Source organism: Mesorhizobium sp. M1006 (genome assembly GCF_040318825.1).
Taxonomy (GTDB): domain Bacteria; phylum Pseudomonadota; class Alphaproteobacteria; order Rhizobiales; family Rhizobiaceae; genus Mesorhizobium.
Window position 1 is genome coordinate 37791 of sequence record NZ_JAMYMZ010000033.1, and the last position, 25017, is coordinate 62807.

Here is a 25017-nt window from a genome sequence, read left to right on the forward strand (position 1 = left end):
TCATGCCGTCACGGGACTTTAGCGCCGAAGCTGATCCTTGCCCATGTCGGTGACCAGACGCTTTCCGCACAGAGCCAGCGTTATGTCCATCTCCTTGCGGATGATTTCCAGCGCCTTGGTAACGCCTTCCTTGCCGAGTGCGCCGAGGCCGTACAGGAAAGGCCGGCCGATATAGGTGCCCTTGGCGCCGAGGCACAGTGCCTTGAGCACGTCTTGGCCGGAGCGGATGCCGCCGTCCATATGCACCTCGATCGTGTCGCCGACGGCGTCGGCGATCTCTTCCAGCGCCATGATCGACGACGAGGCGCCGTCGAGCTGGCGGCCGCCATGGTTGGAAACGATGATCGCGTCGGCGCCCGTTCTGGCCGCCATCAGCGCATCTTCCCTGTCGAGTATGCCTTTCAGGATCAGCTTGCCGCCCCAGCGCTCCTTGATCCAGGCGACGTCCTTCCACGACAGATGTGGATCGAACTGCTCCTTCGTCCACGACGACAGCGAGGCGAGGTCGCCGACGCCCTTGGCATGGCCGACGATGTTGCGGAAGCTCCGGCGCTTGGTCCCGGCCATGCCGACGCACCAGCGTGGCCTGGTCGCCATCTGCCAGATGTGCTTCGGCGTCATCCGCGGCGGTGCCGAAAGCCCGTTGCGGATATCCTTGTGGCGCTGACCGAGGATCTGCAGGTCGAGCGTCAGCACCAGCGCCGAACATTTCGCCGCTTTTGCGCGATCGATCAAATCGAAGACGAAGTCCTTGTCGCGTAGCACATAGAGCTGGAACCAGAACGGCTTCCTGGTCACCGACGCGACATCCTCGATCGAGCAGATGCTCATTGTCGACAGCGTGAACGGCACACCGAATTCTTCCGCCGCCTGGGCCGCCAGCATCTCGCCGTCCGGATGCTGCATGCCGGTCATGCCGGTCGGCGCCAGCGCCACGGGCATCGTCACCTTCTCGCCGATCATGGTCGATTCCAGCGAGCGGTTGTCCATGTCGACAAGCACGCGCTGGCGGAACTTGATCTTCTGGAAATCCTCTTCGTTGGCGCGGTAGGTGCTTTCGGTCCAGGCGCCGGAATCGGCATAGTCGAAGAACATCTTCGGCACGCGGCGGCGCGCCAGGTCCTTGAGGTCGGCGATGGTGAGAATGCTGCTCATGGATCTTTTTTCCGCTGGTTCTTCGCTGGTTCGTCGTTGAATTTTCTGGGCGGTGCCTACGGCTGTTTTCTTGCCGGCTCGCCGCCACCGGGCTCGGAGCGCTGCCTGAGCCTCAGCCGCGACACGCGCTGCCAGTCGCCGCTGCGCTCGGCCTCGGCCATCGATCGTTCGACGTAGGAGATGTGGTCCATCGCCGCCTGCCGCGCCGCAGCCGGATCGCCGCCCTTGACCGCGGTGTAGATCGCCCGGTGCTGCGAAAGCAGCGCCTCGCGCGCGCCCGGCACGTTGAACACCAGCCGCCGGTTCTGGAACACGCCTTCCGACAGCAGCCGATAACAGGAGCGCAGCGTGTGCAGCAGGATGATGTTGTGCGCGCATTCGCAGATCGCGTGATGGAACTCGACGTCGATTTCCGCCTCGTCGTCGAAATTGCCGGTCCGGTGCGCCTCGTCCATACGTGCCATGATGCGGTCGAGCAGCGCCAGATCGTCCGATGTGGCACGCCGCGCCGCATATTCGGCCGCCACCGCCTCGATCTCCCGGCGGTACTCCAGATAGTCGGTCACCGCCTTGCGATGCATCGAGATCAGGTCGGTCACCGGCTTGGTGAACAGCTGGCCGATGACATCGGCGACATGGGTGCCGCCGCCTGGCCGTGTCGTCAACAGCCCGCGCCCTTCCAAGGTTTTCAAGGCATCGCGCAGGATCGGCCGCGACACCTCGAACTGGCGCGCCAGTTCGCGCTCGCCCGGCAGCCGGTCGCCGGTGCGCAGGACGCCTTCGAGGATCAGGCTCTCGATCTGCTGCACCACCTCGTCGGCGGTGCGCGAATGCTCGATCCGGGAGAAAATGTCGCTCAAACGGGATGCCTGGGGGTTGAACCGATGTCGCGCAAGATAAAGCCGGCGTCGCCAACTGGTCAAATTATTTATCCAATTCGCCGGGGGCCGGGTCCGTTTCACAGCCGCGGCGCCATATCATCTTCAGCTAAATTGGGCGTTTGCGTCCCCTGGCGATTGCCTCTAGAGGGACATCATTGCCAAAGGGCTCACAGAAGCCCGGGGGACCAGCCGTGCCAGACGCCGACCCTTCCAACCTCGAATTCCAGCTGCGCGCCAAAGCCGTGGGCGGCACCGTCATGGGCTTTCCGGCGCATGAAGGTCGGCCGGGCGCGCTCGGCGAGGTCCACGCCCGGCCGCAGCCGCTGGTCGAAAAGCCGCGCGTGCTGGTGCAGCTTTCCTTCATGACCGAAGCTGGATCCGGGATCGATCAGGCCGTGCTTTCCGAATTGTCGCGACGCCTCGGCATCGCCGCGCCCGACCCTCACGCCCGCCACCACGCGATGAAATGGGGCAAGGGCTCGCTGCGCTGGGAACGCCACACGGAATTCTCGACCTATCTCTGGGAAGGCCCGCTCGCCGAAAACGGCAGGGGGCAAGAAGACACACCCTTCGGCAACGGGTTTTCGCCGCCGGGCACGGTGATTTCCGGCATCAGGCTGGAGATCCGCAAATGGACGCCGGCGAACGAAAAACTGATCGCCGGCTTCGATCCGACCAGCCTGTGCTATTCGCTGGTCGAGCGCGGCAACGCGGCCATCGTCACCGATTTCCGTCAGGATGGCGACGGCTTGACCCGCATGCTGGTGCTCGACCGCGGCCTGACCCCGGCGCGCACCGGGGCACTGTCGCAGCGGCTGATCGACATCGAGACCTACCGCACGCTGGCCATGCTTGGGCTGCCGCTGGCCCTGACGCTGTCCGGTCGCGCCCGCCGCATCGAAGACAGGCTGGCCCAGACCACGTTGGAAATGAAGGTCGCCGAGACCCGCGACAGCCAGACGCTGCTTGCCGACTTGACCGAACTGGCCGCCGAGCTGGAGGCCGATGCCGCCTCCAGCCTCTACCGCTTCGGCGCCAGCCGCGCCTATGACGGCATCGTGCGCGAACGGCTGGAGGCGCTCGACGAAGAAGCGGTGCCCGGCTACGACACCTGGGGCGGTTTTCTGCAGCGCCGCGTGGCGCCGGCGATGCGTACCTGCCGTTCGGTCGAGGAGCGTCAGGCCAACCTGTCGACGAAGCTCACCCGTGCCACCACACTGCTGCGCACCTGGGTCGACGTCGAGGTCGAGAAGCAGAACCGCGATCTTTTGGCATCGATGAACAATCGCGCCCGCCTGCAATTGCGGCTGCAGCAGACGGTGGAGGGGCTCTCGGTCGCCGCGGTTTCCTACTATGTCGTCGGCCTCATCGGCTACGTCGCCAAGGGCGCCTCGATCTTCGGCCATGCCTTCGCGCCGGAAATGGTCACCGCCGCCTCGGTGCCGCTCGCGGTCGTGCTCGTCTGGTGGGGCGTGCGCCGCGTCCGCCGCATGCACTCCGAACCAGGCAAGCAGCCGGGCGAGTAGTGTGGGGCGCAGCGGCAGATTGCCGCTGCGGAAGGCTGTCTCGGCCATAGGCCTCTCATCCCGGCCAAAGCGGCATTTGCAAGCGACCACCGTCGCTGGTAAAAGATTTTTACCAGTCGATCGAAGGAGGCTGTCGATGTCCGGCCTTGCCATGCCGAAACCAGACGACGCCACGATGCGCCGGCGCGACGAGATCGTCGCCGATATGCGCATCATGGTGCCGGGCGAGGGCGTCGTCGACGCCGCCAATGCCATGCGCGCCTTCGAGAGCGACGGGCTCACCGCATACCGGCAATTGCCGCTCGTCGTTGTACTGCCGCAAACCGTGGCCCAGGTCTCGCGGGTGCTGAAATATTGCAGCGACCGCAACATCCGCGTCGTGCCGCGCGGCTCCGGCACCTCGCTCTCCGGCGGTGCGCTGCCGCTCGAAGACGCGGTGCTGCTGGTGATGAGCCGCTTCAACCGCATCCTCGAGATCGATTTTCAGAACCGCGTCGTCGTCGCCCAGCCCGGCGTCACCAATCTCGGCATCACCACCGCCGTCGAGCAGGAGGGCTTCTATTACGCCCCCGATCCATCCTCCCAGATCGCCTGCTCGATCGGCGGCAATGTCGCGGAAAATTCCGGCGGCGTGCACTGCCTGAAATACGGTCTCACCGCCAACAATGTGCTCGGCATCGAGATGGTGCTGATGAATGGCGAGGTGGTGCGCCTCGGCGGCAGCCATCTCGACGCGGAAGGCTACGACCTGCTCGGCGTCATGACCGGCTCCGAAGGACTGCTCGGCGTCGTAACCGAGGTCACCGTACGCATCCTGAAGAAGCCGGAGACGGCGCGTGCCCTGCTGATCGGTTTCCCGACCAGCGAGCAGGCCGGCCAATGCGTTGCCGACATCATCGGCGCCGGCATCATTCCGGGCGGCATGGAGATGATGGACCGTCCGGCCATCCACGCCGCCGAGGATTTCGTCCAGGCCGGCTATCCGCTCGATGTCGAGGCGCTGCTGATCGTCGAGCTGGACGGGCCGGGTGTCGAGGTCGACCATCTGATCGGCCTGGTCGAAGCCATTGCTTTTAGGAACGGCTCGACCACATGCCGCACGTCGCAGTCGGAACAGGAGCGGCTGAGCTTCTGGGCCGGCCGCAAGGCGGCGTTCCCGGCGGTCGGCCGCATCTCGCCCGACTACTACTGCATGGACGGCACCATCCCGCGCAAGGAACTGCCGCGCGTGCTCGCCGGCATGCGCGAACTGTCGCAGAAATACGGGCTCGGCGTCGCCAATGTCTTCCACGCCGGCGACGGCAATCTGCACCCGCTCATCCTCTATGACGCCAACGTGCCGGGCGAACTCGACAAGGCGGAGAGTTTCGGCGCTGACATATTGCGGCTCTGCGTCAAGGTCGGTGGCGTGCTGACCGGAGAGCACGGGGTCGGCATCGAGAAGCGCGACCTGATGCCGGAAATGTTCAACCAGATCGACCTCGACCAGCAGATGCGCGTCAAATGCGCCTTCGACCCCAACCATCTTTTGAATCCCGGCAAGGTCTTCCCGCAATTGAGGCGATGCGCCGAGCTCGGGCGGATGCACGTGCATCGCGGGAAAGTGGCGTTTCCGGACATTCCGAGGTTTTGAGCGCGTATGTTAGCGCTTGAACACCCCCCTCTGTCCTGCCGGACTTCTCCCCCTCAAGGGGGGAGATTGGCAGCTTCGGCGCCTCGCCCTCCCGTTAACACTGGAGATTGGCGAAGCCCGACGCAGCATCCGATCTCCCCCCTTGAGGGGGAGATGTCCGGCAAGACAGAGGGGGGCGCGAAGGAACACGACGTTCCCGCATTTGCAAATGCCGCGTCCGTCCCATGACCACCTTCACCCCGTCAACAGCCGCGGAAACCCTATCCACCGTCGCTTGGGCAGCCGCCGAAGACTCGCCGCTCGAAATCCTCGGCCACGGCTCCAAGCGCGGTATCGGCCGGCCGCAGCAGAGCGAGCATACGCTCGACCTTTCCAAACTCTCCGGCGTCATGCTTTACGAGCCGGCCGAACTGGTGCTGTCGGCAAAAGCCGGCACGCCGCTGGCCGAAATCGAAAGCCTGCTTGCCGAAAACGGCCAGCAACTTGCCTTCGAACCGATGGATTACGGCCCGCTGCTCGGCGGTGAGCCAGCGCGAGGCACGATCGGCGGCGCACTCGCCGCGAACCTTTCCGGCCCGCGCCGGCTGAAGGTGGGTGCTGCGCGCGACCATATCCTTGGCATAGCGGCCGTTTCCGGGCGCGGCGAGGCCTTCAAGTCCGGCGGCCGCGTCGTCAAGAACGTCACCGGCTATGATCTGTCCAAGCTGATGGCCAACAGCTGGGGCACGCTGGCGGTGCTCACCGACGTCACCTTCAAGGTGCTGCCTGCTGCCGAGACCGAAGTCACGCTTGCCATCCGCGGCCTGCTCGACGATCACGCCGCCGCCGCCATGGCGCTGGCGCTGGGTTCCAGCGCCGAAGTGTCGAGCGCTGCCCATCTTCCCGAACGGGTCGCAGCCAGGGTCGCCGGCGGCAGTCTCGGCAGCGATGCCGCGACGCTGCTGCGCATCGAGGGCTTCGGCCCGTCGGTCGCTTACCGCATTGCCGCGCTGAAAGACCTGCTGAAAAACGCTGGGCCGCTGCAGGAGATTTCCGGTTCGGTCTCGTACTCGGTCTGGCGCAATGTCCGCGACTGCGCGCCGTTCGCCGATGGCAGCGAAAGGCCGGTGTGGCGCGTCTCGATGGCGCCGTCGCGGGGCCACCAGATGGTGCTGGCGCTGCGCATGCAGGCCCCGGTCGATGCCTTCTATGATTGGCAGGGCGGGCTGATCTGGCTGCGCATGCAGCAGGACGATCCCGAGGCAGGCCTGTTGCGCAGCCTGATCAGAAAACACGGCGGCGGCCATGCGACGCTGGTGCGCGCAACCCCTTCGCACCGCGCCGCCGTACCGGTGTTCGAACCGCAAGCGCCGCAACTGGCAGCACTGTCGGCGCGGCTGAAGGCCGAATTCGACCCGAAGAATATCCTCAATCCCGGCCGTATGGCGCCGGGCGCAAGCTCTGCTACTCTCGCGCCGGCAACCGAGGGAGGAGCACAATGAGCGATCCAGGCCAAAACGGTACGTCACGCCAGACCGACCGCTGGCTGGAGCCCGGCCCGACCAACGCGCTGGTCATCTACATCCTCTATCTCGCCGGCCTGGCCATCGGCGTCAGCGGCATTGTCGGCATCGTCCTGGCCTATATCAATCGGGGCAAGGCCGGCGGCTTCGTCGAAGGCCACTACACATTCCTGATCCGCACCTTCTGGATCGGCCTGCTCTATGCACTGATCTCGGCGCTGCTGATGATCGTGGTCATCGGTGTCGTGCTGATGGTTGCCGTTGCCGTCTGGTTCATCGCCCGCTGCATTCTCGGCCTGCAGGCGCTGCAGCGCGGCGAGGCGGTCAAGAACCCGGAAAGCTGGTTTCTGGGATTATGAGCATGATCCCCAAAACTGGGTACCGGTTTTGGGAAAAGATCATGCTCAAACGGTAGGGATTCGTTTACGTGCAGACCAATTTCTCAGCTGCCCAGCTCGCCGATCCGCATGTCGCGGAATCGGAGAAGATCCTGCGCAAATGTGTGCATTGCGGCTTCTGCACCGCCACCTGCCCGACCTATGTGACGCTCGGCAACGAACTGGATTCGCCGCGCGGCCGGATTTATCTGATCAAGGACATGCTGGAAAACGGACGGCCGGCCGACAAGCAGATCGTCACCCATATCGACCGCTGCCTGTCCTGCCTCGCCTGCATGACCACCTGCCCGTCGGGCGTCAACTACATGCATCTGGTCGACCACGCCCGCGTCCATATCGAGCAAACCTACAAGCGTCCGCTGGCCGATCGCCTGACACGCGCCATGCTGGCCTTCGTGCTGCCCTACCCCTCGCGTTTCCGCGCGGCGCTCAAGCTGGCGAAGCTCGGCCAGCCATTCGCCGGCCTGTTTGAGAAAATCCAGGCATTGAAGCCTTTGGGCGCGATGTTGAAGCTGGCCCCGGCGTCGGTCCCGGCAGTCTCGCCGATGGCCTCGCCGGGCGTCCATGCCGGGCAGGGCGCGAAGAAAAATGGCCGTGTCGCCATCCTCACCGGCTGCGCGCAATCCGTGCTCGATCCCGGCATCAACGACACGACGATTTCGCTGCTGACCCGGCTTGGCGTTGAGGTCGTGGTGGCCGCGGGCGAGGGCTGCTGCGGCGCGCTGGTGCATCATATGGGGCGCGAGGACGCTGCCTTGGCGTCGGCCCGACGGAACGTCGACGCCTGGACGCGCGCCATCGAGCAGGGCGGACTCGACGCCATCGTCATCACCGCATCCGGGTGCGGCACCACCATCAAGGATTACGGCTTCATGCTGCGCCTCGATCCGGCCTATGCCGACAAGGCTGCGCGGGTCTCGGCGCTGGCCAGGGACATCACCGAATATCTGGCAAGCCTCGACCTGCCCGAGCCGGTCCGCAAGCCGGGCACCATCGTCGCCTATCACTCAGCCTGCTCGATGCAGCACGGCCAGAAGATCACCCGCCAGCCGAAGGAGCTTCTGGTCCGTGCCGGCTTCGTCGTGCGCGAGCCGCGCGAAGGGCATCTTTGCTGCGGTTCGGCCGGCACCTACAACATCCTGCAGCCCGAGATTTCGGCGACGTTGCGCGACCGCAAGCTCAGGAATATCGAGGCGACCGGTGCTGAAATCGTCGCCACCGGCAATATCGGCTGCATCACCCAGATCGCTTCCGCCGCCAAGCTGCCGGTGGTGCATACGATAAAGCTGCTGGACTGGGCCTATGGCGGCGAGCCGCCAAAATTGGTTTGATTGCTGCGCACCCGCCGATGAGACTGCCGAGATGCCCAACCCAAAGTCCGAAGAGATTGGAACCGTCGTTCGGCTGCTGTCGGACAGATCGCCGGCGACGTTCCAGGCCAGCTATGGCGAATGCCAGACAATCATCGCTCGTCATCTCAAGGATGGGTCCGAATTCCTGTTTGCGCTCATAAGGGCAGCGGTACAAGCCGACGTCCAGCAAGACAATCTGATTATCGACGCCGTTTCGTTTCTCGACGACGCGCATTTGGCTCGTCTGGCATTTTTCCTGCAAGAGGAAGTGAAACGCGGAATAGACGTGGAGGATCTGCTGGCTCACGTCGCCTTGCAGGCGCCGGAATTGTTTCCAGACAGTACCTTGGGCGACATTCCCGATTTCGCAGACTGGCTGACGCATGATGATCCTCGTTCGTCCCCGGCATGTCATCATTTCAGCTTTGAGGAAGGCGCTCCGAGCGACATGTCTTTTCCGACGCATCGCAATCATCCTACCTGGCATCTGCCGGCGACTGGCAGGCCACTTACGGTCGGCGGCGAAGGATCGGCAGTGTGCCCGACCTGTCGAGAGCGACTGATACATCTGATTACGCTGGACGATCTTGGGAATGAGCTGACGATGCCTCTTCCCAGACTCCGTATCGAGACCTGTGCGAATTCTCTCGAACCGACCTATTATTCCCACGACGCTGCCGGTGTGCCGACGCCGATCGCGCCTCTGCATTCGCCCTACATTGAGAGGCTTGCAAAGGCCGCCGAGAAAAGAACTGTTCGGTTGGCACCGACCCCTGAACGGTGGCTCAGGCAGTCGTACGGGATAAGCAATTCAAGGCAAAACCTGTTTCGGCTTGGTGGGCTGCCGTCATGGATTCAGGGACCGCAGTTTCCAGTCGTTCCCGGAACGGACCGGGAAATGAAATTTCTTCTTCAGTTCGATTCACTCGCCGGTTTCTTCTGGGGTAGCGGCGGCGTGCTCTACGTCTTCTGGGATGACGAGTCCCGGATCACCTGCCATGTGCCGCAATACACGTGACGAAGGCGCCTACTCCGCCGCCAGCCGGTCTGCCGTGCCGTAGGTTGCCTGATAGCGGGCACGCTGCCGGCTGAGGGCCACCATCGTGTTGCGCAGCAGGATCGCCACCGTGATCGGGCCGACGCCGCCCGGCACCGGCGTGATCCACGACGCGACATGCCTGACGCTCTCGGCATCGACGTCGCCGACGATGCGGCTCTCGCCGTCCGGCCCGATTTCCGAATTGATGCCGATATCGATGACGGCGGCGCCCGGCTTGACCATGTCGGCCTTGATCAGCCGCGGTTTGCCGACCGCGACGAACAGTGCGTCGGCGCGGCGTGCGTGTGCCGCCACCGAACGCGTCATGTGGTGACAGACGGTCACCGTCGCGCCTTCGCTCATCAAGAGGAACGCGATCGGCTTGCCGACGATCTCGGAATGGCCGACGACCACCACCTCGAGCCCCTTGAGGTCGAGGCCGGTTTCCCTGAGCAGTTCGACCGAAGCGGCGGCGGTGCAGGGCGCCAGGTCGAGCTGGTTGTAGACGATGTTGCCGATCGAGGCCGGATGCATGCCCTCGACATCCTTGAGCGGATGCACCGCCGCCTGCAGCGTCTTGATCGGAATGTGCACCGGCACCGGCCGCTGGATGATGATGCCGGTGACGCGCGGGTCGGCGTTAAGCCCGTGGATTGCCGCTTCCAGCTCGCCGGCGGTGATGTCGGCGCGAAAGCGCCTTTCCTCGAAGCCGATGCCGGCCAACCCGGCCTTGGCGCGCTGGTTGCGGACATAGACATCGACCGCGGCGGTATCGCCGACGGTGACCGACACCAGCTTGGGCGGAAAGCCTTCGGCGGTGGCGATCGCCGCGTCCTCGCGCACGCCGGCGATGATGCGTTGAGCAACCGGGCCGCCTCTGAGATAGCGGCTGTCGTCGGAAAGGGACATCGGGATGGGGCCTTTATCTGGATTTTAGCCGCCACATAGCAAAGCAACCGCGAAAAGGCAGCGCGAAAAGCGAACCGCCATGCCGGTCGCGCGACGTGCCGGCAAAATCTTCCCGTCAATTCCTGCTGGCGGAAACAAAAAGGGCAGCACGGCTTGCCGCGCTGCCCTTTCGTGACTGGCCGCATCCCCACACGGCCCGTCCCCCGTTATTCAATGCTCCCGAGGCTTCTGAGCAGAATCATCGATGAGGTCAACCGCAGATTACATGACTACAACCGTCGTGCCAACATTGACCCGCTCGTAAAGGTCGACCACGTCCTCGTTGCGCATGCGGATGCAGCCCGACGACACCGCGCCGCCGATCGTCCAGGGCTGATTGGTGCCGTGGATACGGTACTCAGTCGAGCCGAGATAGAGCGCGCGTGCGCCGAGCGGGTTTTCCATGCCGCCGGCGAGATAGGTCGGCAGATAACGGCCCTTGGCGGCTTCGCGGGCGATCATCACCGCCGGCGGCCGCCAATCCGGCCAGACGCGCTTGTTGGTGATCTTGTGGGTGCCGGACCATTCGAAGCCCGGCTTGCCGGTGCCGACGCCATAACGCCGCGCCTTACCGTTCTTCCCGACCAGATAGAGGAAATTCTCTCGCGTATCGATGACGATCGTGCCCGGCTTCTGCGGGCCGTCATAGGCGACTTCCTGCGGCAGATAGATCGGGTCGATCTGCGGCCGCATCACCATGCGCTTGGCCGGCGCCTGCACCGCTGCGGTGCGCAGCTGATCGGGTTCGGCCAGCCGCCGGTAGCGCCGTTGCGGCTGCGCCTCTTGCCGGCTCTGCCGCACGATGCCCGGGGCATGGCCGAGCTGCAGCACCCAGGGTGCCGAAAGATCCGGGCTGACCACCACCGGCGGCCTCTCCGCATAGCGGTCGTTGGCATTGGCGGCGCCGGCAGCAAGTACGGCCGCGGCGCCGAACAGTGGGAACAAGAATGTCTTCATCGCAACGCACCTTGATCGTCGAACATGCCGGGGTGCAAAGCCTCCCCGATTTCGCCGACATTGGGCGCGAAGCGGCAACCGAAACATGAATCGGAATGTGTAAAATGCCGATCTGTCAGTAAAGCTTTTGGTGTGGTTACCGCCCGGTTCAGGAATCTGGTAAAGCCGCGGTAAAGGCCGCGTCAAAACGCGTTAACGCCAAGACACGAACGGAATTCCGCCATGGATGAAAAGACAGGTCTGCTTGCCGGTCCCGACGGCATCGCCCGCTGCTTCTGGCACGGCAACCTGCCGGATTATCTGCACTACCACGACCACGAATGGGGCCGGCCGGTCGCCGACGACCGCCGCCTGTTCGAGAAGATCTGCCTCGAAGGTTTTCAGTCGGGCCTGTCCTGGCTGACCATATTGCGCAAGCGCGACAATTTCCGCGAGGCGTTTGCCGGCTTCGATGTCGACAAGATCGCCGCCTTCACCGACGCCGATGTCGATCGCCTGCTCGGCAATGCCGGCATCATCCGCCATCGCGGCAAGATCGTCTCGACCATCAACAACGCCAAGCGCGCCCGCGAACTCATCGACGAGGCCGGCTCGCTGGCCGCCTGGTTCTGGAAGTTCGAGCCCGGCCCGCACGAGCGGCCCGAGATCGTCGACCTCGCGCATTTGCGCGCCAATCCGACGACGGCCGTCTCGGTCCGCATTTCGAAAGAGCTGAAGAAGCGCGGCTGGAGCTTTGTCGGCCCGACCACCGTCTACGCCTTCATGCAGGCGATGGGGCTGGTCAACGACCATCTCGAGGGCTGCGTCTGCCGCGAGCCGGTCGAGGCGGAACGGAAAGCGTTCAAGCGGCCGAAATAGCGGCTCAGGCGCCGCCGGCGCCGGCCAGGAAAAACCCGGCAAGGATGGCCGCCAGCGCGGCGAACACCGGATAGATCACCAGCAGTCCGGTCATCAGCACGTCGCGCATGGTCGGTCCACTGCGCTGTTGCGCCGCGACCTCGAACGGTCCGGCGATTTGCTTCGTATTCGGGGCATAACCATCGGCCGGCCGCAGCCGGACCGAGGCGTCGCGTGCCCGGCTATCGATGATGTCGAACTTCTGTAGCGTGGCCATGGCCCCGAACCCCTTGTTTCGGCGCGCTTATCGGCCCGGATTGTGTCGGCACGATGCCGCGCGCATGGCACAATTGTTTCATTTGTGACGCGGTTTGTTTCGATCGCCCTGCCTGATGGCTTTGCGCTGCCCCTCATTGCCCTGCCGGGCATTTCTCCCCGTATAGTGACGGGGAGAAAGGACGCCTCCGCCGGTGGTTTCGCCAATCACAGCGTTGCACAAGTAGCGCCGAGGCTGCGACAACTCCCCTTCTCCCCGTCACTATACGGGGAGAAGGTGCCGGCAGGCGGATGAGGGGCGGCGCGACATTTGCGAACCAACTGGTCCCGCGACATCGCGGAAAAGCCGCAAACCCTTGCCTTCTCCGGGCTGCATCGGTAGGACACGCCGACCCGAAATAAGTCACCGTTTACATAGCAAAGTACCCATCCCATGGCCGACAAATCCGAAAAGATGAAAGCGCGGCTGCCGCGCGGCTTTGTCGACCGCGGCGCCGACGATCTGCGCACCGTCGAGAAGATGATGGCGACGATCCGCTCGGTCTTTGAGCTCTACGGTTTCGAGCCGGTCGACCAGCCGCTGATCGAATACACCGATGCGCTCGGCAAGTTCCTGCCCGACCAGGACCGGCCGAACGAGGGCGTGTTCTCGTTCCAGGACGACGACGATCAATGGCTGTCGCTGCGCTACGACCTGACCGCGCCGATGGCGCGCTTTGTCGCCGAGAATTTCGAGCGCCTGCCGAAACCCTATCGCAGCTATCGCTCCGGCTGGGTGTTCCGCAACGAGAAGCCCGGTCCCGGCCGCTTCCGCCAGTTCATGCAGTTCGACGCCGACACGGTAGGCACGCCGGGTGTCGCGGCCGATGCCGAGATGGCGATGATGATGGCCGACGTGATGGAGGCGCTCGGCATCAAGCGCGGCGACTACGTCGTCCGCGTCAACAATCGCAAGGTGCTCGACGGCGTGCTCGAGGCGATCGGCCTCGGCGGCGACGAGAACGCTGGCCGCCGGCTGCAGGTGCTGCGGGCGATCGACAAGCTGGACAAGCTGGGCGTCGAGGGCGTGCGCCTGCTTTTGGGCGCCGGGCGCAAGGACGAGAGCGGTGATTTTACCAAGGGCGCCGGGCTGGGTAACGCGCAAATCGATGTTGTGATCAGCTATTTCACGGTCATGGCGCAGCATGATCCCGAACAAATTGTCCAGACACTGGGATCTATCACCCCGGGGCTCAGCAATCTTGTCGAGGAAAGGAAACTCGAACATCTCGGCATAACGAATGCCTCGTTTGTCGAGGGTCTTGCAGAGCTGGAGCAGATAAGAACCATGGTCGCACAAAGCGGCTACGGTGAGGATCGCATTCGCATCGACCCATCCGTCGTCCGTGGCCTCGAATATTACACCGGCCCGGTCTACGAGGCCGAGCTGCTGGCCGAGATCCCCAACGAGGACGGCCAGATCGTGCGCTTCGGCTCGGTTGGCGGCGGCGGACGTTATGACGGCCTCGTCTCGCGCTTCCGTAGCGAGCCGGTGCCGGCGACCGGTTTTTCCATCGGCGTCTCGCGCCTTATGACGGCGCTGAAGAACCTCGGCAAGCTCGACACTTCCGATGTCATCGCGCCGGTCGTCGTGCTGACCATGGACAAGGATACGGAAAGCCTCGGCCGCTACCAGAAGATGGTGGCCGAGCTGCGCGCCGCCGGCATCCGCTCGGAAATGTATCTCGGCGGCGCCGGCATGAAGGCGCAGCTGAAATATGCCGACCGCCGCGGTAGCCCGGTCGCCGTCATCCAGGGCGGCGACGAGCGCGCCAAGGGCGAGGTGCAGATCAAGGACCTGATCGAAGGCGCGAAGATGTCGGCCGAGATCGCCGACAACGCCGAATGGCGCGCCGCGCGACCGGCGCAGGTGACCGTGGCGGAAGGCGATCTGGTCGCCGAGGTGAAGAAGATACTGGCGGCGCAGGCCGAGGAGCGGGCGCGTGGCAAGTAGGGCGCCGCTTCCTTCTCCCCTTGTGGGAGAAGGTGGCCGAGCGAAGCTCGGTCGGATGAGGGGTGTTCCAGGGAACGCCGACGCCTCATTTCTTCCGGCACCCCTCATCCGTCTTGGCGCTTCGCGCCAATCCACCTTCTCCCACAGGGGGAGAAGGGAAGGGCGCCTGCCGTGACCTCGCGCCCCGCCATCGCATCCGACATCACCAGCCTCTTCGCCGCGCGAAATACGCATGCGGTCGAAGTCGCGGTGCTGCAGCCGGCCGACCCGTTCCTCGACATGGCCGGCGAGGATTTGCGGCGCCGCATCTTTCTCACCGAGAGCGAGACCGGACAGACGCTTTGCCTGCGGCCGGAATTCACCATTCCGGTCTGCCTCGACCACATCGCCAGCCAGGCCGGCACGCCGCGCCGCTATTCCTATCTCGGCGAGGTGTTTCGCCAGCGCCGCGAGGGCGGCAACGAGTTCTTCCAGGCCGGCATCGAGGATCTCGGCGACCGCGACACGGCGGCCGCCGACGCCCGTTCGCTGGCCGATGCGCATGCGCTGCTGTCGCTGGTCCTGCCCGGCCGGGAACTGGCGGTGACGCTCGGCGACCAGACCATCTTCGAGGCGGTGCTGGCAGCACTTGGCCTGCCGCGCGGCTGGCGCATGCGGCTGGCCCGCGCCTTCGGCTCGGCGCCGATGCTTGAGGCCGCCCTTGCCGATCTGGCCAATCCACCGCGCAACAGCCAGCTTGCCGGCGCGGTCGCCGCGCTTGTCCTTGATGGCGATCTCGACGGTCTTTCGGCGCATGTCGCCGGCGGCATGGAAGAGGCTGGCCTGTCGGCAACGGCCGGGCGTTCGCCGTCCGAGATTGCGCGGCGCCTGATCGAGAAGGCCGAACTGCGCAGCGTGCGGCTGTCGAACGAGGCATTCGCGGCGCTAAAGAGTTTCCTGGCAATCGACGTGCCGCTCGACAGCGCCGCCGGAGCGCTCCAACGTTTTGCAGCCGATGCCGGGCTTTCACTGGGGGCTGCGCTGGAGAATTTCGCAGCCCGCGCCGCGGCCATCGAAAGCCTCGGCCTGCCGATGTCTGAAATCAGCTACGACGCCGCCTTCGGCCGGCCGCTCGATTACTACACCGGCCTGGTCTTCGAGATCGCGGCGCAGGATGGCGACCGGCCGCTCGCCGGTGGCGGCCGCTACGACCGGCTGCTGACGCTGCTCGGCGCCAAAACGCCGATCCCCGGCGTCGGTTTTTCCGTCTGGCTCGACCGCATCGAGGCGCTGCGGGAGACGGCGCCATGATCACGCTGGCGATCCCGTCGAAAGGCCGGCTCAAGGAGCAGGCGCTGGAGGTGCTGGCCAAGGCCGGGCTTGCCGTCAGCCTGCCCGGCGACGAGCGCAAATATCGCGCCCGCATCGACGGCCTTGACGGCGTCGAGATAGCATTCCTGTCTGCCTCGGAGATATCAGGCGAAATCGGCCAGGGGTCGGTCGATCTCGGCATCACCGGCGAGGACCTTTTGCGCGAAAACCTCGCCGATTGCGAGACGCGCGCCGAAATCATCGCCCGCCTCGGTTTCGGCAATGCCGATGTCGTCGTCGCCGTGCCCGACATCTGGCTCGATGTCGACACCATGGCCGACCTCGACGACGTCGCCGCCGATTTCCGCCAGCGCCACGGCCGCCGGCTCAGGATCGCCACCAAATACTGGCGCCTGACCCAGCAGTTCTTTTCGCAAAAGCACGGCATCCAGGTCTACCGCATTGTCGAAAGCCTTGGCGCCACCGAAGGCGCGCCGGCGGCCGGATTGGCCGATATCGTCGTCGACATCACCACGTCAGGCGCGACGCTGCGCGCCAACCATCTCAAGGTGCTGGCCGACGGCGTCATCCTGCGCTCGCAGGCCTGCCTCGTGGCGTCGAGGAAGATGCGTTCGGCGACGGACGAGGCCGTGTTGCGCGATATTGCGGGCAGGATGGCATCGGTGAACGCAGGCTGACGACCAGCCGATCTCCCCCCTTGAGGGGGAGATGTCGCCGAAGGCGACAGAGGGGGTCGGTACGTCTTGACGCGACTCTCCTAACCGACAGAACAGGCTGGAGCTCCGCGCGCGGCGACCCCCTCTGGCCTGCCGGCCATCTCCCCCTCAAGGAGGGAGATTGGCAGCTTGGCCGCAGTGCCAACCTGACGCGATTTTCTTGACGTACAGCAATTTTGTTCTTGCTTTGTGCCGGCAGCTATGCTACTAATCTCGCTATGGTGCCAATTGGCCCCGAAGACCCGCCCGCCGAGGCGGGTTTTTTATTTTCGGCCCTTACAGGCGAGTTCCCACCCAGCCCCACCATGGACGGGATTTCCACCACCCTGCCGGGCTGATAGGCTCGGCCTGTCTGCGGAGGACACGGCGATGCCGATCAATCTCGACGAGTTGAAGAATGCAACCAACCTGCGCTCCAAGCGCGATGGCGGTTCGTTCATTGCGCCGGTCGACGGCACGGCGCATGTCTCGGGCGAGCGCAGCGTGCCGCTGCTCAACCTGACCATCCCGGCGCTGTTTGCCGATACGGTCGGCAAATATGGCACGCTCGATGCCGCCGTCTTCGTCGAGCAGCATAAGCGCTTTACCTGGGACGAACTGTCCGACACGGTCGATGCGCTCGCCGCCGGCTTCCTGGCGCTCGGCCTCGAGAAAGGCGACCGCGTCGGCATCTGGTCGCCGAACCGCTGGGAATGGCTGGTGACGCAATTCGCCACCGCCCGCATCGGCCTGGTCCTGGTCAACATCAACCCGGCCTACCGGCTGGTCGAGCTGGAATATGCCTTGAACAAGGTCGCTTGCCGAGCGCTCGTCACCGCCGCCACATTCAAGAGTTCCGACTATCTCGGCATGATCGAAACGCTGGCGCCGGAGATCGCCAAGGCCACCCCCGGCAAGCTCGACGCCAACAGACTGCCGGCGCTGAAGACCGTCATCCGCATGGACGAGGACAATTCGCCGGGCATGTTCAATTTCGCCGACGTGCTGGCGATGGCCGGCCGCGACGAGCATGACCGGCTCGACCGGATTTCAGCGGGGCTGAAACCGGACGACGCCATCAATATCCAGTTCACCAGCGGCACGACCGGCGCGCCCAAGGGCGCGACGCTGACCCACAACAACATCGTCAACAACGGCAATTTCGTCACCGCGGCAATCCGGCTCACCGTCGACGACCTGCTGTGCATCCCGGTGCCGCTCTATCATTGCTTCGGCATGTCGATGGGCACGATGGGCTGCGTCACCAAGGGCGCGACCATGGTTTTCCCCAGCGAGGGGTTCGATGCCGGCGCCACGCTGAGGGCGGTGGCAACGGAACGCTGCACCGCGCTCTACGGCGTGCCGACCATGTTCGTCGGCCTGCTCGACCATCCGGAGTTCGCCTCCTTCGATCTCACCAGCCTGCGCACCGGCATCATGGCCGGCTCGCCATGCCCGATCGAGGTGATGAAGAAGGTGGTGTCGCTGATGCATATGGCTGAGGTGACCATCGCCTACGGCATGACCGAGACCAGCCCGGTGTCGTTCCAGAGCAGCGTCGACGATCCCCTGGAAAAGCGCGTCTCGACCGTCGGCCGCGTCCATCCGCATGTCGAGGTCAAGGCCATCGACGCCGAAGGCGCCACCGTCGCGGTCGGCGCGCCGGGCGAGCTGTGCACGCGCGGCTATTCCGTGATGAAGGGCTATTGGGACGACGAGCAGAAGACCCGCGAGGCCATCGACGCCGACGGCTGGATGCACACCGGCGACCTCGCCACCATCGATGCCGAGGGCTATTGCAACATCGTCGGCCGGGTCAAGGACATGGTCATCCGCGGCGGCGAGAACGTCTATCCACGCGAGGTCGAGGAGTTTCTCTATCGCAACCCGAAGGTCAAGGAGGTGCAGGTGTTCGGCATTCCCGACCCGAAATACGGCGAGGAGCTGTGCGCCTGGATCGTGCTGAAGCCCGGCCAGATCACCACCGAGCAGGAGATCAAGGCCTTCTGCGCCGGCCAGATCGCCCATTTCAAGATACCGCGCTACATCCGCTTCCGCACCGAATTGCCGATGACGGTGACCGGCAAGCCGCAGAAATTCCTGATGCGCCAGGCGATGGTCGACGAACTGGGACTGGTGACGCAGAAGACGGCTTGAGGGCGCGCTTCGGGCTTTCGCAGGGTTCGCAGACGAGGCTTGCCCAGAAGAGGCTTGCAAAAGGGGCTTGCGGAAGGGGCTTGGAATGAGTGGTTTCGCAAGATCGGCGGTTTCCTACGGCATGCCGTTGGCCGCGCTGGCGATGGCTGTCGCGGTCAGGGCCAGCGGGGTGTCGGTCGACGAAGGGTCGCTGGGCACCAGGATATTTATCGGCGCGCTGTCGAGCGCGATCATGTTCACCACCATTTTCGTGGTGCTCGACCACGCCGAGGCGGTGGCCCGGCGGGTGGGCGAGCCGTACGGCACGTTGGTGCTGACCATCGCCGTGACGGCAATCGAAGTGTCGATCATCGTTTCCATCATGCTGCACGGCGCCAACAACCCGACGCTTGCACGCGAATCCGTGTTCTCGACGGTGATGATCACGTCCACCGGCGTCGTCGGCATGTGCCTGACGTTTGGCGGCTGGCGCCATCGCAAGCAGGCAATCGTCCGCCAAGGAACCAGCGCCTATCTGGCGGTACTGGTCGCGCTGAGCGTCATGACGCTCATTCTGCCGACCTACACGCGAACCACCGATCCCGGCACGTTCTCGGCGGCGCAACTCGGCTTCGTCAGCGTGCTTTCGGTGCTGCTTTATGCCGGTTTTCTGTTCGCGCAGACTGTCCGCCACCGCGACGATTTCATCGACGGGCAAGCACATGGCGCCGCGGTGCGAGCCGACGCTCACGAAAGCGTCGCCGCCGGCGCCGTTCTCCTGCTGATCGGGCTGATCGGCATCGTCATGCTCGCCGAACAGGTCGCCGCCAGCGTCGAGGACGCGCTCGTCGCCTACCAGGTACCGCAGGCCGATGCCATTGTCGGCGCAATGATCGCCGCGCTGGTCTTGATGCCGGAGGCCATTTCGGCGGTTCGTGCCGCGCTCAGCAACGAGCTGCAGCGCGGCCTGAACGTCGCCATGGGCTCGGCCTGCGCGACGATCGGTTTGACAATACCCGGCATAGCCGCCGCCAGCCTGCTGACCGGAAGAGGCCTGACCCTGGGCCTGCCGGCGACCGACACGGTGCTTTTGGTCCTGGCGCTTTTCATCTGCAATGTGAGCTTCGGCACGGAGAGGACGACGTTCCTGACCGGCTTGGTGCACCTCGTGGTATTTTTTACCTGGGTGTTTTTGATATTTGTGCCGTGAGGGTTGGGGCGAGCAAGGGGGCAGGCAGATTCTGACGACTGTTCTCGGCCGAGCAGCCACACTTTTTCCGCACCGAGTTCCGAAGTAGGCAAGCCGCACAAGTTCGGCAAAGACGGCGTGAGGGGTGGGCGCCAATTTTTCTCCTTTGCGCCATGGGCGGACGCTTAGCACCAAGGCCTTGAACGTCTCGATAGGGGCCGCGAGCGGATTGGCAGCTTCTGGCTTCGCAACGAAGATTGCAGACATTCAACCCGCTGGATGGAGGTCGTGAACTGACCCAAGGCGACATTCCTCAGACTGTCCGTTTCCACCGAAGCGGGGCGATGCGGCCGATCAAGCGCCCTTTCGGGTTCGAAAGCTGTTAGGGTAGGATGATAAACGATGTGCCGCAGGAGCGGGGATGCCCGTCGATCGCGTTCAGCGGAAAGTAGCTGCCATCCTCGCTGCCGACGTGGTGGGGTTCAGCCGACTTGTCGGCAAAGATGAAGAGACGACCCTTGCTACCCTGAAGGTCCATCGACAAGCGATCGACAAGCTAATTGCCGGCTACGATGGACGCATCTTCGGAAGCGCAGGCGACAGCGTCATCGCAGAATTCGCCAGCGCGATAGGTGCGGTTCGGTGCGCTATCGACATCCAGTTGGCGATCGATCGGCTCAACGCCGACTTGCCTGGGCCAGGGCGCATGCGATTCCGGATTGGAGTCAACCTCGGCGACGTGGTGGTTGATGGCGACAATCTCATGGGTGACGGTGTGAATGTCGCCGCCCGCCTTGAGGGGCTGGCGCTTCCGGGCGGCATCTGCGTCTCTGACGCTATCCAGATGCAAGTTCGCGACCGTCTTGCAGCAGATTTCGTTGACCTGGGTGAGCAGCGCCTAAAGAACATTGCGCGGCCGGTTCGGGCTTTTCGCGTGCCCGTCACGTCTGAGGAACCAACTAGCTCGCCGTTTCGCGGCCTCGACAGTTTCGATTTCGAGCACGCCGATCTCTTCTTCGGGCGGAGCCGTGCGATCGCTATCTGCACTGAGCGACTGGAGCAGCTCGCGGTCGCGGGCAAGTGCTTCCTGCTCATCTACGGGATGAGCGGCTCCGGCAAGTCCTCGCTCGTGCGCGCCGGGCTGATTCCGGCCGTCACGCAACGTGGCGCGGTGCCGGGCATCTTGCTCTGGCGGCGTTGCGTCATGCGTCCGTCCGAGGGACCTGACGCGATCACGTCTCTGTCAGCGGCGTTGCTCCGCGCCGAAGCCTTGCCCGAACTTGCCGAAAACGGGACGGCGACCGAGTTGGCGGCGACGTTTCGGAACAATCCCGATCGGGCGCTGGCTTTTGTCCGCTCGGCGCTCGCCTCGACCCCCTCCAGTGGCGGCCCGGGTAAGGCGCGTCTGGTCCTAGCCGTCGATCAGATGGAGGAACTCTTCACAACCGAAACGGAACCAGCCTCGCGCGCTTTGTTCGTGCGATTGCTTTCAGCGTTCGCCACTAGCGGACTTGTATGGGTGATCGCGACGATTCGCGGCGACTTCTTCCATCGGTGCGGCGAGGTCCCGGGTTTCTCGGCATTGAAGGATGGCCTGAGCAGCTACGAACTCTTGCCTCCGACCGGGGCCGAGATTTCGAAGATCATCCGTGAACCCGCAAGCGCGGCGGGCCTGCGCTTTGAGGAAACGAAAGACCGCGGCCGACTGGAGGACGTGCTTCAGGAGGCGACAGCGGCCGACCCCGGTTCCCTACCACTGCTCGAGTTCGTGCTCGAAGCACTTTACCAAGCCGGCCGAGCAGAACGCCTGCTTACCTTCGCAGCCTATCGTGCGCTTGGAGGCCTCGAGGGCGCGATCGCGCGCCGGGCCGACGAAGTGGTCGAGGCGTTGTCGCCCACGGTTCAGGATGCGCTGCCAACCGTCCTTCGCGCGCTGACGACGGTTCGTCTCGGCGACAATTCAGTCGCCGCGGCCCCGGCGGTCCGCGACAACATGGCGCGAACGCCCGCACAAGCTGCACTTCTCGACGCGTTGATCGCGGCTCGGCTTCTCGTTTCCGACGAGAACCTTGAAGGGCAGGCAGTCGTCCGCGTCGCCCACGAGGCGCTTTTGAGCCGTTGGCCCCGCGCGCGCGACATCGTCAACGCTGATCGAAGTTTTCTGGAGACGCGTGCCCGGCTGCGAACCGATGCCGGCCGCTGGCATGCCGACAACAGGAATCCCGACCTGCTTCTGCCCGCCGGCATACGATTTGCCGAGGGCGAGGAATTGCTAGTGTCGCGGCGAGAGGACGTCGACGATCAAGTAGCTCAGTATGTAGAAGCATCATTGTTGGCTCAGATGGCGGTCGCGGAAAGGGAGCGACAGGCCGATCGTGCGCGCATAGAGGCCGAAGAGGCGACCAAACGGGAGCGCCTTGAGCGCGAAGCGGAACGCCGCAGCCTGGTGGCGGAAGCGGCGACACGGCTTGCGCGCCGCACGCGTTACGCCGCTATTGTCGCCTTTGCATTGGCGGTCGTGGCAGGCGCCGGCGCGATCGCCGGATTCTGGGGACAACACGAGGCCAGCCTTCAGGCAGAGCGCGCCGACGAGAATGCCCAGGAGGCAATAGCGGCGAGAGACCTCGCGCTGCGCAACCAGTCACGGTCGCTCTCGTCGATCTCGCTGCAACTGTCGTCCGCCGGGGACAGCGAGCTTGCCATCCTTCTGGCGCTGGAGGCCCTTCCCAAGAAGGGAGAAACGACCGAACGGCCCTATGTGACCGAGGCCGAAGCCGCCCTGTTCAGAGCTCTGTCCGGGTATCAGGAACTCGCCGTCCTTCGCCATGAAGATGCCGTCACCCACGGCGCTTTCAGTCCGGAAGGAGACCGCGTCGTTACATCTTCCTTCGATCAGACCGCGCGAGTTTGGAACACCGCCGACGGAAAGGCGCTTGCCATCCTCAAGGGCCATAAAGGCGTGCTAAAGTTGGCAGTGTTCAGCCCGGACGGAAGACAAGTCCTCACTGGCTCGGTCGACGGCACTGCAAGGGTCTGGGATGCGGCGACCGGCAAGCAGCTCTACGTCCTCAATCAGACCGGTGACGTCCACGCCGCGATTTTCAGCCGCGACGGAACGCGGATCTTTACTGCTTCGGAGTTTGCCGCGCCGACGATCTGGAACGCTCGGGACGGCACCGAGATTGCCAGATTGCCGGGAGCCAGTTGGCAATCTACCGTTCTTGCGGTGAGTCCCGACGGTCAAATGCTTGCTTCCGTCCAGTTCCACGGAGACGTTCAAATTTGGAATGCGAACGACGGCACTCCGATCGGCACGATTCCGGTTCGCGGAGACAATGTTACTGGCATCGAGTTTAGTCCGAACGGGACCCAACTCCTGACCGTCGCCTGGACTGGCACGTCTCGTCTTTGGAGTCTGGCGGATCTGTCGGGACTTGCCGCTCTCCCCGGATCACCGAGTGCTGGCCATCAAGGGACCTTCAGTCACGATGGCCGCCTTGTGGCAGTCGTTGCCATCGACGGATCCGCCCGTCTTTGGAATACAAGGACAGGTGAGTTGATCCGCATATTCGGCCAAGAAACCAGGGCAAGCGCGCTCAATGCCGGAATCTCCTATCAATATCTCGACGTCAACGGCGCGTTCAGCCCTGACGGCGAACTTTTCGCCACCGCGTCGGTGAACGGCGTTTCCCGTATCTGGGACGTCAAGAGCGGCTCGCAGGTCTCGATCCTCCACGGGCATAGTGCGCTGATCGAGGAGGTCGCCTTCAGCCCCGATGGCCGTCGCCTTCTCACGGTGTCGCACGACGGAACCGCGCGCATCTGGGACGTCGACGGTGTGCTAACGACCACGTTGCGTCACGAAACCGCGCGCAGGTTCGCAGTATTCAGTGCTGACGGGGCGCGCGTCGTGACGGGAAGCGGTGTCGTGGGGCATGTCTGGGATGTTGCAAGTGGCAATTTGGTTGCGACGCTCGCGCCCGGCACGGAAGGCTTGCTTAAGCTTGCGGTATTCAGCCCTGATGGGCATCGTCTTGCCACGACGTCCAACGACGGCGTGGTTCGGCTGTGGGAGGCCAAAGGCGGTCGCGAAGCGGCAGCGCTGGAAGGTCATGATCCCAAGGTCGTCCAGGTCCAATTCAGTTCCGATGGCTCGTTCCTGGCATCCGCTTCGGTCGATGGAACTGTGCGGCTCTGGGACGCCTCGACCGGCGCTGCCAAGACAGTATTTCAAACCACAGCGGATTTGCAGGATGCCTTGTTCAGCCCGGATGGCAAGCTGGTCCTTGCGACGTTGAACGACAATACAGCGCGGCTTTGGAAGATGGACGGCACTGAGATCACAGGTGTTCCAGGACACGAGAACCGCATCAGCGCAGCGGCTTTCAGTCCCGACAGCCGATTGGTCGCCATTGGTTCTTCCGACGGAACGACGCAAATCTGGTCAGTCGCGGAAGGGGAAGCTGCCGCCACGTTGAAGGGACACGGCGGGCCGGTGACAAATGTTGCCTTCAGCAACGATGGCAGGTCGCTGGCAACTGCCTCACGAGATGGAACCGTTCGCATCTGGAGCGTCAAGGACGGGAAGGAAAGGTCTGTCCTCACGGAGGGCAGTGCCAGCATCGACAACGTCGCATTGAGTCCCAACGGACAATATGCGGTGACGTCGTCCTACCGTGAGCGGTCTGTCAGGCTGTGGTCTGCCGACACGGGTCAGCAACTCGCGCTCCTTGTTGGCCAGCATGACACCAGCACGATCGTCCCGGCGGTCACGCGGGCCGCATTCAATTCGGATGGCACACAGGTCGCAGCTGTCTCAGGCGGAGATAGCGTGCAGTTGATCCGCGTCTTCACGTCGCCAGAGGACCTCATCGCCTATGCTCAAGACGTCGTGCACCGAAAACTCACTTCTTGCGAGCGTAGGCGCTTCTTCCTGCCCGTGGCAGATGATGCCGAGGACTGCCCTAGCTAAGCTGGCGTTGCAGCAGTCGTGTCGGCAGCGAGATGAAACGAATCCAGAGGGTCCGAAGCTGGCGCAACCTCGCCCGTCGTGTTGACACCAGGGAAGTCCGCTTCTGAAGGAAGGCAGGGGCCGGCTGAATGACCGACATTGCTGAAGGGTTTCGGGTGCCGTCAGGCGTACGAAAGTCTCTGATGCAGGAACCCGCGGGCCGCAGGCGGTGAGCTAT

18 protein-coding genes are annotated in these 25017 nt (G+C 64.1%); 13 read left to right on the forward strand and 5 right to left on the reverse strand.

Annotated elements, in window-relative coordinates; translation table 11 throughout:
* Positions 1 to 18: 18 nt before the first annotated feature.
* Together NKH60_RS24895 and NKH60_RS24900 are read right to left on the reverse strand one after the other, a co-directional pair.
* Positions 19 to 1155, reverse strand: coding sequence for an alpha-hydroxy acid oxidase (locus tag NKH60_RS24895; protein WP_352773966.1), 1137 nt, complete (start codon positions 1153 to 1155; stop codon positions 19 to 21).
* Positions 1156 to 1211: 56 nt separating this feature from the next.
* The gene (locus NKH60_RS24900; RefSeq protein WP_352616712.1) at positions 1212 to 2015 is read right to left on the reverse strand and encodes a FadR/GntR family transcriptional regulator; all 804 of its coding nucleotides are present in this window, start codon (positions 2013 to 2015) and stop codon (positions 1212 to 1214) included.
* Positions 2016 to 2227: 212 nt separating this feature from the next.
* Here NKH60_RS24900 and NKH60_RS24905 point away from each other — a divergent pair, with 212 nt between their 5' ends.
* The 6 genes from NKH60_RS24905 (at position 2228) to NKH60_RS24930 (ending at position 9465) form a co-directional block, all read left to right on the forward strand.
* On the forward strand, positions 2228 to 3562 hold the full coding sequence (locus NKH60_RS24905) for a DUF3422 family protein (protein ID WP_352472690.1): 1335 nt from the start codon (positions 2228 to 2230) through the stop codon (positions 3560 to 3562).
* 136 nt (positions 3563 to 3698) lie between these two features.
* Positions 3699 to 5195 carry an FAD-linked oxidase C-terminal domain-containing protein gene (locus NKH60_RS24910; RefSeq protein WP_352472689.1) on the forward strand — a complete coding sequence of 499 codons (1497 nt, stop codon included), beginning with the start codon at positions 3699 to 3701 and terminating at the stop codon, positions 5193 to 5195.
* A 224-nt stretch (positions 5196 to 5419) separates the two neighbouring features.
* The gene (locus NKH60_RS24915; protein WP_352472688.1) at positions 5420 to 6676 is read left to right on the forward strand and encodes an FAD-binding protein; all 1257 of its coding nucleotides are present in this window, start codon (positions 5420 to 5422) and stop codon (positions 6674 to 6676) included.
* Positions 6673 to 7056: a DUF4870 family protein gene (locus NKH60_RS24920; protein ID WP_352472687.1), complete on the forward strand. Its 384-nt coding sequence runs from the start codon at positions 6673 to 6675 to the stop codon at positions 7054 to 7056. The genes NKH60_RS24915 and NKH60_RS24920 overlap by 4 nt, the downstream gene beginning before the upstream one ends.
* 68 nt (positions 7057 to 7124) lie before the next feature.
* Positions 7125 to 8426 carry a glycolate oxidase subunit GlcF gene (glcF, locus tag NKH60_RS24925; RefSeq protein WP_352472686.1) on the forward strand — a complete coding sequence of 434 codons (1302 nt, stop codon included), beginning with the start codon at positions 7125 to 7127 and terminating at the stop codon, positions 8424 to 8426.
* On the forward strand, positions 8398 to 9465 hold the full coding sequence (locus NKH60_RS24930; RefSeq protein WP_352618475.1) for a hypothetical protein: 1068 nt from the start codon (positions 8398 to 8400) through the stop codon (positions 9463 to 9465). The genes glcF and NKH60_RS24930 overlap by 29 nt, the downstream gene beginning before the upstream one ends.
* 9 nt (positions 9466 to 9474) lie before the next feature.
* Here NKH60_RS24930 and NKH60_RS24935 read toward each other — a convergent pair whose 3' ends face one another.
* Positions 9475 to 10395, reverse strand: coding sequence for a bifunctional 5,10-methylenetetrahydrofolate dehydrogenase/5,10-methenyltetrahydrofolate cyclohydrolase (locus NKH60_RS24935; protein WP_352618472.1), 921 nt, complete (start codon positions 10393 to 10395; stop codon positions 9475 to 9477).
* Between the two features lie 261 nt (positions 10396 to 10656).
* Complete coding sequence (locus NKH60_RS24940) at positions 10657 to 11391, reverse strand: L,D-transpeptidase (RefSeq protein WP_352472683.1); 735 nt, start codon at positions 11389 to 11391, stop codon at positions 10657 to 10659.
* A 222-nt stretch (positions 11392 to 11613) separates the two neighbouring features.
* Here NKH60_RS24940 and NKH60_RS24945 point away from each other — a divergent pair, with 222 nt between their 5' ends.
* Positions 11614 to 12249: a DNA-3-methyladenine glycosylase I gene (locus tag NKH60_RS24945; protein WP_352472682.1), complete on the forward strand. Its 636-nt coding sequence runs from the start codon at positions 11614 to 11616 to the stop codon at positions 12247 to 12249.
* Between the two features lie 4 nt (positions 12250 to 12253).
* Here NKH60_RS24945 and NKH60_RS24950 read toward each other — a convergent pair whose 3' ends face one another.
* A complete protein-coding gene (locus tag NKH60_RS24950; protein WP_352472681.1) occupies positions 12254 to 12505 on the reverse strand; it encodes a hypothetical protein in 252 nt (83 codons plus the stop codon).
* 432 nt (positions 12506 to 12937) lie between these two features.
* Between NKH60_RS24950 and hisS the strand changes: the two genes are divergently transcribed.
* The 6 genes from hisS to NKH60_RS24980 all read left to right on the forward strand — a co-directional run bounded on the left by hisS (position 12938) and on the right by NKH60_RS24980 (position 24800).
* On the forward strand, positions 12938 to 14497 hold the full coding sequence (gene hisS / locus NKH60_RS24955; protein ID WP_352472680.1) for a histidine--tRNA ligase: 1560 nt from the start codon (positions 12938 to 12940) through the stop codon (positions 14495 to 14497).
* A 171-nt stretch (positions 14498 to 14668) separates the two neighbouring features.
* The gene (locus NKH60_RS24960; RefSeq protein ID WP_352618468.1) at positions 14669 to 15787 is read left to right on the forward strand and encodes an ATP phosphoribosyltransferase regulatory subunit; all 1119 of its coding nucleotides are present in this window, start codon (positions 14669 to 14671) and stop codon (positions 15785 to 15787) included.
* Positions 15784 to 16485, forward strand: a complete 702-nt coding sequence (gene hisG / locus NKH60_RS24965) for an ATP phosphoribosyltransferase (RefSeq protein WP_352618466.1) — start codon at positions 15784 to 15786, stop codon at positions 16483 to 16485. The genes NKH60_RS24960 and hisG overlap by 4 nt, the downstream gene beginning before the upstream one ends.
* A 408-nt stretch (positions 16486 to 16893) precedes the next feature.
* Positions 16894 to 18660, forward strand: coding sequence for an AMP-binding protein (locus NKH60_RS24970; RefSeq protein WP_352618464.1), 1767 nt, complete (start codon positions 16894 to 16896; stop codon positions 18658 to 18660).
* Positions 18661 to 18745: 85 nt separating this feature from the next.
* Positions 18746 to 19849 carry a calcium:cation antiporter gene (locus NKH60_RS24975; protein ID WP_352472676.1) on the forward strand — a complete coding sequence of 368 codons (1104 nt, stop codon included), beginning with the start codon at positions 18746 to 18748 and terminating at the stop codon, positions 19847 to 19849.
* A gap of 400 nt (positions 19850 to 20249) precedes the next feature.
* Complete coding sequence (locus NKH60_RS24980; RefSeq protein ID WP_352873678.1) at positions 20250 to 24800, forward strand: nSTAND1 domain-containing NTPase; 4551 nt, start codon at positions 20250 to 20252, stop codon at positions 24798 to 24800.
* Positions 24801 to 25017 lie beyond the last annotated feature (217 nt).